Origin of the sequence: Campylobacter sp. CS_NA3, assembly GCF_027797495.1 — a bacterium.
Taxonomy (GTDB): Bacteria; Campylobacterota; Campylobacteria; order Campylobacterales; family Campylobacteraceae; genus Campylobacter_B.
Map to the genome: position 1 here is coordinate 1,557,366 of NZ_CP115609.1, position 12,947 is coordinate 1,570,312.

The 12,947-nt window shown below is 37.5% G+C and carries 1 protein-coding gene; it reads left to right on the plus strand.

What is annotated here, in order from left to right; all coding sequences use genetic code 11:
* Window positions 1-167: 167 nt before the first annotated feature.
* The coding region (locus PF026_RS07935; protein WP_270877191.1) for a hypothetical protein at window positions 168-12,947 on the plus strand (12,780 nt) is incomplete at its 3' end.

Genomic DNA, 12,947 nt, shown 5'->3' on the forward strand with positions numbered 1-12,947 from the left:
TTTGCAAGGACTAAAAATTTCAAATTTAGCTTATTACAAAATCGTTTTTTTTTTTTTTGTTTCATTTACGATTTTAAAGTCAAATTGTAGTATAATTGAGAGATTTATCTGATTTTAGAAAAAGTTCTAAAAGAGAGTAAAGTGAATTCACACAAAGGAAATCTGAAATGAACAAGATTTTTAAACTCAAAAAAAGCGCTAGTGGCTTGAAAGTAGTCAGCGAGATAGCCAAAGGTCATAGCGGCGAAAGAGCCGTTGTGGGTGGGGGTTTTGGCAGTGTCGGTAGTGCGTTTTTTGCTAGACTTGGTCTTAAAGGTGACACTTCGCACGGTAGTTTCAGTTTCGGCAAAGTAGCGCTCTCGCTTGCTGCGGCTGTGGCGTTATCTCCGTTTATGGTAAGCCAAGCAGAAGCACTTGTGTTATGTAGGGCAGGCTCGGGTGCTTTGGTTTTATCGGATACATGCTACCCTTATACAACAGTAACCACAGACTCTATTGGCTTTAACGGTGGAGTAGCAAGCGGTGGAAATTCTGTCGCGTGGAATGGAGCGATAGCTGGCGAGAGAGCTGTCGCGTGGAATGGAGCGATAGCTGGTATCGGCTCGACTGCTTTCGGAGAGGGCGCTACGGCTGGCGGGATGAAAGTTACAGGCAACAATAACAATCCAACCTTTAATAATGTAGAGCTTAGACGATACACCACAGAAGAGTTACAAAACATGGGTGTAACTGACCTAAGTCAGCAATACTGGTATCTAGGATACACAGATAATAATGGAAATTTTGTCAAATTGCTTGCTCATAGTGCCGATAGTGCTAATGCTACATGGGTAAAATATAATCCTGCCAGTGATGGCAACTCTTATAGAGTGCTAACAGGTTCTTATGATAGAGCGCTTCAACAGGCTATGAATTATATAGATTATAACAACAAAGGCACCGTAACTGCGTATGAAAATTCTGTCGCATTTGGAGCAAATTCAAAGGCGCTTGCAACAAATGCTTTCGCTGCTATGGGTGGCAGGGCTCTTAAAGATAACTCTATCGCACTGGGCGTAAATTCTATCGCTAATGGTGCAAATTCTTTTGCTACTGTTGGTGGAGTTGTTAATACCGATAATTCTATCGCTATTGGCAAAGACTCTATTGCTAGCGGTAAGGATTCGGTCGCAATTCTGGGCGGTAAAACTCACAACCAATACACATTTGCAGCTATGGGTGGAGATGCGACTGGATATACTAGTATCGCCATAGGTAGAAATTCTTCGACAAGTAAGATGGGAAATATCGCAATCGGCGGTGCAGTGTGGAATAATGAGACAGAGAGCGACCATGTGGATTATAAAGTTAAAATCAACGAAAAAGTCATTACGACACTTCAAATTCCAGGTCCAAAAGCAAATGGAACTGGCGCTATTGCATTAGGTGCTAGGGCATTAGCAGACAGTTCAGGCGAAGGAAATATTGCTATTGGTTATTTAGCCATAGCTAAGGATTTAGCAAACGATGATGCTGGACAAAGTGTCGCTATTGGAACGCAATCAAAAGCCATAGCTGGACAAACCATAGCAATTGGTGCTAATGTCGTAGCTAACGGATACGGCTCTATCGCTATCGGTGGTGATGATATAGGTAGTGCAGCAAGTAGCACAAAAAGCGTAGAACTAAATAAATATATATCATTTCTTGGCGGAGAAAATGCCGTTTCTGAGCGAACTTTATTGTTGAAAGCCGTATTTAGTGGAGCTTGCGAAATTCAAAATGGGAAATTGAAAAATCCAGCTGGTAAAACGACTTGTTCAGATTTGGATTTAGTTGATAAAGAAGGTATTTATAAATCAACAAATGCCAGTGCGCTTGGCACACTAGCTATCGGTCAAAGCTCGGAAGCAAACAATACATTTTCAAATGCCGTTGGTTTTTCGAATATTGCCGGTGGTGTTGCCTCAAACGCTCTTGGTGTTAGCAATATCGCAGACGCAAACGGAGCAGGGGCTTACGGTCTAGAAAATAAAATCCATGATGCAAATTCGACTGGTATCGGTATTTTAAACACAGTAAATTTAGGCGCAGCAAACTCTACTGCTATCGGTGTGGCAAATAAAATGGTCGCAGGGGATTTCTCTACTGCAATCGGTGCGCAAAATGAAGTAACCGGACCAAAAGCTATTAGCGTCGGTAGCAATAACCTAAATGACGGAAATTATACTCTTACAGTCGGCGATGAAAACACCGCCATAGGACCTTACGCAGCAGCCGTGGGTGTCGAAAACAACGCTACAAACACAGCAGCTTTTGCCGTAGGTGGATATAACCAAACAGAAGGTGCTTACTCGACAGCTCTTGGTTTTAACAACCTAATCGAAGGCAACCACTCAATGGCATTTGGTGAAAAAAATATAATCACCGCAGAAGAAAATGCTGTGGCAATAGGTATGAAAAACAGGGCATCAAGCAACGACACCATTGCAATGGGTATCGAAAATGTGGTATCTGGTTATCATTCTTTGGCATTAGGGTCTGACAATACCGTAATATCAGATAAATATGATGAACATTTTGGCGGTTATTCTGTTGCGATTGGTTCAAATAATGATATTTACGGACCTTCATCGTTTATAGCGGGTTCTGATAACTGGATAGACTCAGAAGACGGGTATAGCTTTGTCGGTGGTTTTGAAAATATCGTAGAAAATTCTCACTCTATTGCTCTTGGTGTTCAAAACTATACTAGCGAAGAAAATGCCACTGCAATCGGTAGATATAATAGCATAACAGGTGCAAATTCTATCGCTGTGGGTTACGGACATCAAATTTCAGGCTCAAATTCCGGTGCTTTTGGTGACCCAACATATATAGACGCAAATAATAGCTACGCCATAGGTAATAATAACAATATAGCAGCAGGAAACGATAGTGTATTTATTTTAGGAAACAATGTAACAAATACTTATGAAAATTCCGTTTTCTTAGGAGACGGAGCTGCGTATGTGGTTTCTGGTCCTAGCACGGCAGGAGATGAAGATTACGATACTAATGGTGTAAAAATAGGAAATATTGAAGCCGGAACTTTGACATTTGCGGGTTCTAAACCGATAGGCGTAGTAAGTATCGGAAACGCCACAGCTCCACGCAGAATTCAAAATGTCGCAGCAGGCTTGATAAGCAAAGATAGCACAGACGCTGTCAATGGTAGCCAACTATACTATGCTATTGAAAAAAGCACGGTTTATAGCGACGATAGATTAGTTTTCCTAAATAACGAAAAAAATATCACAAGCCCGTATCTGCATATAAACGGCGTAAATAGCCATCCTTTAACAAACTACGCAAAAGCTATCGGCACAGATGCTATTGCAATCGGCAAGAATTCAGAAGCTAATAAGACAAACGCCGTAGCGATAGGCAATGGCTCTAAGGCAGGGGGCGAGAACTCTGTGGCGCTTATGGGAACCAAGGTGACTGGTAATAGAGCTATGGCATGGGGCGATGCTGGCAATCAAGCTACTAATTGGCGTTCTACTGCTTGGGGTAAAAGCACAACTGCTAGCGGACAACAAGCTACTGCATTTGGCGAAGGCACAGAAGCTACAAAAGATAATAGTACTGCTTGGGGTAAAAATACACACGCTGTGCAAAATCAAGCAACTGCCTTTGGTGCCGATACAACTGCTAGTGGTTATCGCGCTACTGCTTGGGGTCAAGGCACAGAAGCTAGTGGTAGCGATGCTACTGCCTTTGGAGTAAGCACAAAAGCAACTAAAAATCATACAACAGCTTTTGGTAAAGACACAGTAGCTAATGCTGACGGATCAACTGCTTGGGGTCAAAGCACCAACGCAGGATCAATATTTGAATTTGTCGATAAAAATGGAGAAAAACATACAGTTACCCCTGTTAGAAGAGTTATAGAAAGAGACGATGGATTATTAAAAGAGGTTTGGGTTCTTTTAAAACAAGATGGCTCTATTGTCAAAACAGGAGAGATAATTGGTCAGCACCAACAAGAAGAAGATTATGCAGCAGCAACTAATGATGAAACTTATGCTTTGAATTATGGTAAATTAATTGCAAAATTAACACCTGTGAAGGGTGGAAATGATCAAACTTATTCAACTGCTTTTGGCGAACAAACGATAGCTTCCGGTCAAGACTCTACTGCGTTTGGTTTTCGCTCGGTAGCTACTGGTTGGAGTTCTACTGCGTGGGGTCACGAAACGGCTGCTCTTGGCAAAAGAGCAACTGCATTTGGAACAGAGACTTGGGCTAGTGGTAATCAAGCAACCGCATTTGGTTTTCGTTCAGAAGCAACTAATGAAAACACTACCGCTTGGGGTTCAAATACAAAAGCCACAGGCACGGGAGCGACAGCATGGGGAAGTCATACCAAAGCAAGTGGTGATAACTCTACTGCTTGGGGTAAAAATTCAGAAGTATATTCTGGTAGCTTAACATATGAAGGCAAATCATACACTGATATTAGCATTCAATTTGAGTTAAAAACAGAAAATGCACAAAATGGAGAGACATATACATATACATATACAGACGATGAAGGCAATATACAGACTGTAACTAAACCGGTTCAAGTGCAGTATGGCACTTATTATGTGCAAGGTCGCAATGAAGCAGGCAAATTAGTAACCATTGAAAAAAAAGATGAGTGGGAATGGATTTATTCAGGCGAATTTGATCAAGCACATAGAGAAATAGTTAAAGAGTGGATTAGGAATAACGGTGGTAACACGGCAGGGGATTATTCTACTGCTTTTGGCGATAGCTCAAAAGTGTATGCCGAAAACGCACTTGGTGCATTAGGCGGTATCGTTGAAATAGGCGGCATAAATTCAGCCGCTATCGGAAAAGATGCAAATGTAAGTGTCGCTGATACCATAGCACTTGGTAGTGGCTCAAAAGCAAATAGGGATAATATTACTGGTGGAAGATTTTACAAAGGCTACGATATTGGAACCGACACAAACAGTACAAACAATACTGAAATGCTTGATGACGCTACTTGGGTTGCAACTGCAAATGCAATCGCAGTAGGTGATGCGGATAATAATATCACTCGCCAAATCACTGGCGTAGCAGCCGGTAGCGAAGATACTGATGCAGTCAATGTCGCTCAGCTAAAACGGGCAGTGCGTAGTTCAGTTGAAGCAAATGCAACAACAGTTGAAAGTGCTAACGGCTCAGTAGGTGTAGTTGAAAGTCAGGTAAATGGGCATAAACACTATGACCTAAATATCACAGATACTATCAATAGCATAGTAACTTCAATCGGTGGAGAGACAAAAGTAGATGATGATAATAAAACAATCATCACTAATAACATAGGCGACACAGGCAAAAACACTATCCATGAAGCTATTAAAGCAGTTGATAAAAACATAACAGTCAATGGCTGGAATGAAGCAAATACAACAGACGGAAATCTACAACTTGTTTGGAGCGATACAAACAACACTTATGATTTAAGTCTAAACAAAGACCTAAATCTAACAGACGGAAGTATTACATTTGGTGATAGCTATATCAAAAACGGTGAATTTGTAGTTGCTAATGACGGCAATAAAACAACTATTACTCCAAATGGTTTAGTTGTAAATAGTGACGGAAAAACACTTAAATTTACAGATAACAATGTAAGTGTAGGCGGAAATCAAATTCACGATGTTGCAAAAGGAACTGCTGATGATGATGCTGTAAATGTTGCTCAACTTAAAGAAGCTAACACAACAGTTACTTCTAACAATGGCTCTGTTGGTGTAGTTAGAACAACTAAAACAGACGGACATACTAACTATGACCTAAATATCACAGATAGTTTAGAAAACATAGCAAGTATCATTGGTGGCGAAACTAAATACGACGGCAATAAAACAATCATCACTAATAACATAGGCGACACAGGCAAAAACACTATCCATGAAGCTATTAAAGCAGTTGATAAAAACATAACAGTCAATGGCTGGAATGAAGCAAATACAACAGACGGAAATCTACAACTTGTTTGGAGCGATACAAACAACACTTATGATTTAAGTCTAAACAAAGACCTAAATCTAACAGACGGAAGTATTACATTTGGTGATAGCTATATCAAAAACGGTGAATTTGTAGTTGCTAATGACGGCAATAAAACAACTATTACTCCAAATGGTTTAGTTGTAAATAGTGACGGAAAAACACTTAAATTTACAGATAACAATGTAAGTGTAGGCGGAAATCAAATTCACGATGTTGCAAAAGGAACTGCTGATGATGATGCTGTAAATGTTGCTCAACTTAAAGAAGCTAACACAACAGTTACTTCTAACAATGGCTCTGTTGGTGTAGTTAGAACAACTAAAACAGACGGACATACTAACTATGACCTAAATATCACAGATAGTTTAGAAAACATAGCAAGTATCATTGGTGGCGAAACTAAATACGACGGCAATAAAACAATCATCACTAATAACATAGGCGACACAGGCAAAAACACTATCCATGAAGCTATTAAAGCAGTTGATAAAAACATAACAGTCAATGGCTGGAATGAAGCAAATACAACAGACGGAAATCTACAACTTGTTTGGAGCGATACAAACAACACTTATGATTTAAGTCTAAACAAAGACCTAAATCTAACAGACGGAAGTATTACATTTGGTGATAGCTATATCAAAAACGGTGAATTTGTAGTTGCTAATGACGGCAATAAAACAACTATTACTCCAAATGGTTTAGTTGTAAATAGTGACGGAAAAACACTTAAATTTACAGATAACAATGTAAGTGTAGGCGGAAATCAAATTCACGATGTTGCAAAAGGAACTGCTGATGATGATGCTGTAAATGTTGCTCAACTTAAAGAAGCTAACACAACAGTTACTTCTAACAATGGCTCTGTTGGTGTAGTTAGAACAACTAAAACAGACGGACATACTAACTATGACCTAAATATCACAGATAGTTTAGAAAACATAGCAAGTATCATTGGTGGCGAAACTAAATACGACGGCAATAAAACAATCATCACTAATAACATAGGCGACACAGGCAAAAACACTATCCATGAAGCTATTAAAGCAGTTGATAAAAACATAACAGTCAATGGCTGGAATGAAGCAAATACAACAGACGGAAATCTACAACTTGTTTGGAGCGATACAAACAACACTTATGATTTAAGTCTAAACAAAGACCTAAATCTAACAGACGGAAGTATTACATTTGGTGATAGCTATATCAAAAACGGTGAATTTGTAGTTGCTAATGACGGCAATAAAACAACTATTACTCCAAATGGTTTAGTTGTAAATAGTGACGGAAAAACACTTAAATTTACAGATAACAATGTAAGTGTAGGCGGAAATCAAATTCACGATGTTGCAAAAGGAACTGCTGATGATGATGCTGTAAATGTTGCTCAACTTAAAGAAGCTAACACAACAGTTACTTCTAACAATGGCTCTGTTGGTGTAGTTAGAACAACTAAAACAGACGGACATACTAACTATGACCTAAATATCACAGATAGTTTAGAAAACATAGCAAGTATCATTGGTGGCGAAACTAAATACGACGGCAATAAAACAATCATCACTAATAACATAGGCGACACAGGCAAAAACACTATCCATGAAGCTATTAAAGCAGTTGATAAAAACATAACAGTCAATGGCTGGAATGAAGCAAATACAACAGACGGAAATCTACAACTTGTTTGGAGCGATACAAACAACACTTATGATTTAAGTCTAAACAAAGACCTAAATCTAACAGACGGAAGTATTACATTTGGTGATAGCTATATCAAAAACGGTGAATTTGTAGTTGCTAATGACGGCAATAAAACAACTATTACTCCAAATGGTTTAGTTGTAAATAGTGACGGAAAAACACTTAAATTTACAGATAACAATGTAAGTGTAGGCGGAAATCAAATTCACGATGTTGCAAAAGGAACTGCTGATGATGATGCTGTAAATGTTGCTCAACTTAAAGAAGCTAACACAACAGTTACTTCTAACAATGGCTCTGTTGGTGTAGTTAGAACAACTAAAACAGACGGACATACTAACTATGACCTAAATATCACAGATAGTTTAGAAAACATAGCAAGTATCATTGGTGGCGAAACTAAATACGACGGCAATAAAACAATCATCACTAATAACATAGGCGACACAGGCAAAAACACTATCCATGAAGCTATTAAAGCAGTTGATAAAAACATAACAGTCAATGGCTGGAATGAAGCAAATACAACAGACGGAAATCTACAACTTGTTTGGAGCGATACAAACAACACTTATGATTTAAGTCTAAACAAAGACCTAAATCTAACAGACGGAAGTATTACATTTGGTGATAGCTATATCAAAAACGGTGAATTTGTAGTTGCTAATGACGGCAATAAAACAACTATTACTCCAAATGGTTTAGTTGTAAATAGTGACGGAAAAACACTTAAATTTACAGATAACAATGTAAGTGTAGGCGGAAATCAAATTCACGATGTTGCAAAAGGAACTGCTGATGATGATGCTGTAAATGTTGCTCAACTTAAAGAAGCTAACACAACAGTTACTTCTAACAATGGCTCTGTTGGTGTAGTTAGAACAACTAAAACAGACGGACATACTAACTATGACCTAAATATCACAGATAGTTTAGAAAACATAGCAAGTATCATTGGTGGCGAAACTAAATACGACGGCAATAAAACAATCATCACTAATAACATAGGCGACACAGGCAAAAACACTATCCATGAAGCTATTAAAGCAGTTGATAAAAACATAACAGTCAATGGCTGGAATGAAGCAAATACAACAGACGGAAATCTACAACTTGTTTGGAGCGATACAAACAACACTTATGATTTAAGTCTAAACAAAGACCTAAATCTAACAGACGGAAGTATTACATTTGGTGATAGCTATATCAAAAACGGTGAATTTGTAGTTGCTAATGACGGCAATAAAACAACTATTACTCCAAATGGTTTAGTTGTAAATAGTGACGGAAAAACACTTAAATTTACAGATAACAATGTAAGTGTAGGCGGAAATCAAATTCACGATGTTGCAAAAGGAACTGCTGATGATGATGCTGTAAATGTTGCTCAACTTAAAGAAGCTAACACAACAGTTACTTCTAACAATGGCTCTGTTGGTGTAGTTAGAACAACTAAAACAGACGGACATACTAACTATGACCTAAATATCACAGATAGTTTAGAAAACATAGCAAGTATCATTGGTGGCGAAACTAAATACGACGGCAATAAAACAATCATCACTAATAACATAGGCGACACAGGCAAAAACACTATCCATGAAGCTATTAAAGCAGTTGATAAAAACATAACAGTCAATGGCTGGAATGAAGCAAATACAACAGACGGAAATCTACAACTTGTTTGGAGCGATACAAACAACACTTATGATTTAAGTCTAAACAAAGACCTAAATCTAACAGACGGAAGTATTACATTTGGTGATAGCTATATCAAAAACGGTGAATTTGTAGTTGCTAATGACGGCAATAAAACAACTATTACTCCAAATGGTTTAGTTGTAAATAGTGACGGAAAAACACTTAAATTTACAGATAACAATGTAAGTGTAGGCGGAAATCAAATTCACGATGTTGCAAAAGGAACTGCTGATGATGATGCTGTAAATGTTGCTCAACTTAAAGAAGCTAACACAACAGTTACTTCTAACAATGGCTCTGTTGGTGTAGTTAGAACAACTAAAACAGACGGACATACTAACTATGACCTAAATATCACAGATAGTTTAGAAAACATAGCAAGTATCATTGGTGGCGAAACTAAATACGACGGCAATAAAACAATCATCACTAATAACATAGGCGACACAGGCAAAAACACTATCCATGAAGCTATTAAAGCAGTTGATAAAAACATAACAGTCAATGGCTGGAATGAAGCAAATACAACAGACGGAAATCTACAACTTGTTTGGAGCGATACAAACAACACTTATGATTTAAGTCTAAACAAAGACCTAAATCTAACAGACGGAAGTATTACATTTGGTGATAGCTATATCAAAAACGGTGAATTTGTAGTTGCTAATGACGGCAATAAAACAACTATTACTCCAAATGGTTTAGTTGTAAATAGTGACGGAAAAACACTTAAATTTACAGATAACAATGTAAGTGTAGGCGGAAATCAAATTCACGATGTTGCAAAAGGAACTGCTGATGATGATGCTGTAAATGTTGCTCAACTTAAAGAAGCTAACACAACAGTTACTTCTAACAATGGCTCTGTTGGTGTAGTTAGAACAACTAAAACAGACGGACATACTAACTATGACCTAAATATCACAGATAGTTTAGAAAACATAGCAAGTATCATTGGTGGCGAAACTAAATACGACGGCAATAAAACAATCATCACTAATAACATAGGCGACACAGGCAAAAACACTATCCATGAAGCTATTAAAGCAGTTGATAAAAACATAACAGTCAATGGCTGGAATGAAGCAAATACAACAGACGGAAATCTACAACTTGTTTGGAGCGATACAAACAACACTTATGATTTAAGTCTAAACAAAGACCTAAATCTAACAGACGGAAGTATTACATTTGGTGATAGCTATATCAAAAACGGTGAATTTGTAGTTGCTAATGACGGCAATAAAACAACTATTACTCCAAATGGTTTAGTTGTAAATAGTGACGGAAAAACACTTAAATTTACAGATAACAATGTAAGTGTAGGCGGAAATCAAATTCACGATGTTGCAAAAGGAACTGCTGATGATGATGCTGTAAATGTTGCTCAACTTAAAGAAGCTAACACAACAGTTACTTCTAACAATGGCTCTGTTGGTGTAGTTAGAACAACTAAAACAGACGGACATACTAACTATGACCTAAATATCACAGATAGTTTAGAAAACATAGCAAGTATCATTGGTGGCGAAACTAAATACGACGGCAATAAAACAATCATCACTAATAACATAGGCGACACAGGCAAAAACACTATCCATGAAGCTATTAAAGCAGTTGATAAAAACATAACAGTCAATGGCTGGAATGAAGCAAATACAACAGACGGAAATCTACAACTTGTTTGGAGCGATACAAACAACACTTATGATTTAAGTCTAAACAAAGACCTAAATCTAACAGACGGAAGTATTACATTTGGTGATAGCTATATCAAAAACGGTGAATTTGTAGTTGCTAATGACGGCAATAAAACAACTATTACTCCAAATGGTTTAGTTGTAAATAGTGACGGAAAAACACTTAAATTTACAGATAACAATGTAAGTGTAGGCGGAAATCAAATTCACGATGTTGCAAAAGGAACTGCTGATGATGATGCTGTAAATGTTGCTCAACTTAAAGAAGCTAACACAACAGTTACTTCTAACAATGGCTCTGTTGGTGTAGTTAGAACAACTAAAACAGACGGACATACTAACTATGACCTAAATATCACAGATAGTTTAGAAAACATAGCAAGTATCATTGGTGGCGAAACTAAATACGACGGCAATAAAACAATCATCACTAATAACATAGGCGACACAGGCAAAAACACTATCCATGAAGCTATTAAAGCAGTTGATAAAAACATAACAGTCAATGGCTGGAATGAAGCAAATACAACAGACGGAAATCTACAACTTGTTTGGAGCGATACAAACAACACTTATGATTTAAGTCTAAACAAAGACCTAAATCTAACAGACGGAAGTATTACATTTGGTGATAGCTATATCAAAAACGGTGAATTTGTAGTTGCTAATGACGGCAATAAAACAACTATTACTCCAAATGGTTTAGTTGTAAATAGTGACGGAAAAACACTTAAATTTACAGATAACAATGTAAGTGTAGGCGGAAATCAAATTCACGATGTTGCAAAAGGAACTGCTGATGATGATGCTGTAAATGTTGCTCAACTTAAAGAAGCTAACACAACAGTTACTTCTAACAATGGCTCTGTTGGTGTAGTTAGAACAACTAAAACAGACGGACATACTAACTATGACCTAAATATCACAGATAGTTTAGAAAACATAGCAAGTATCATTGGTGGCGAAACTAAATACGACGGCAATAAAACAATCATCACTAATAACATAGGCGACACAGGCAAAAACACTATCCATGAAGCTATTAAAGCAGTTGATAAAAACATAACAGTCAATGGCTGGAATGAAGCAAATACAACAGACGGAAATCTACAACTTGTTTGGAGCGATACAAACAACACTTATGATTTAAGTCTAAACAAAGACCTAAATCTAACAGACGGAAGTATTACATTTGGTGATAGCTATATCAAAAACGGTGAATTTGTAGTTGCTAATGACGGCAATAAAACAACTATTACTCCAAATGGTTTAGTTGTAAATAGTGACGGAAAAACACTTAAATTTACAGATAACAATGTAAGTGTAGGCGGAAATCAAATTCACGATGTTGCAAAAGGAACTGCTGATGATGATGCTGTAAATGTTGCTCAACTTAAAGAAGCTAACACAACAGTTACTTCTAACAATGGCTCTGTTGGTGTAGTTAGAACAACTAAAACAGACGGACATACTAACTATGACCTAAATATCACAGATAGTTTAGAAAACATAGCAAGTATCATTGGTGGCGAAACTAAATACGACGGCAATAAAACAATCATCACTAATAACATAGGCGACACAGGCAAAAACACTATCCATGAAGCTATTAAAGCAGTTGATAAAAACATAACAGTCAATGGCTGGAATGAAGCAAATACAACAGACGGAAATCTACAACTAGCTTGGAGCGATACAAACAACACTTATGATTTAAGTCTAAACAAAGACCTAAATCTAACAGACGGAAGTATTACATTTGGTGATAGCTATATCAAAAACGGTGAATTTGTAGTTGCTAATGACGGCAAT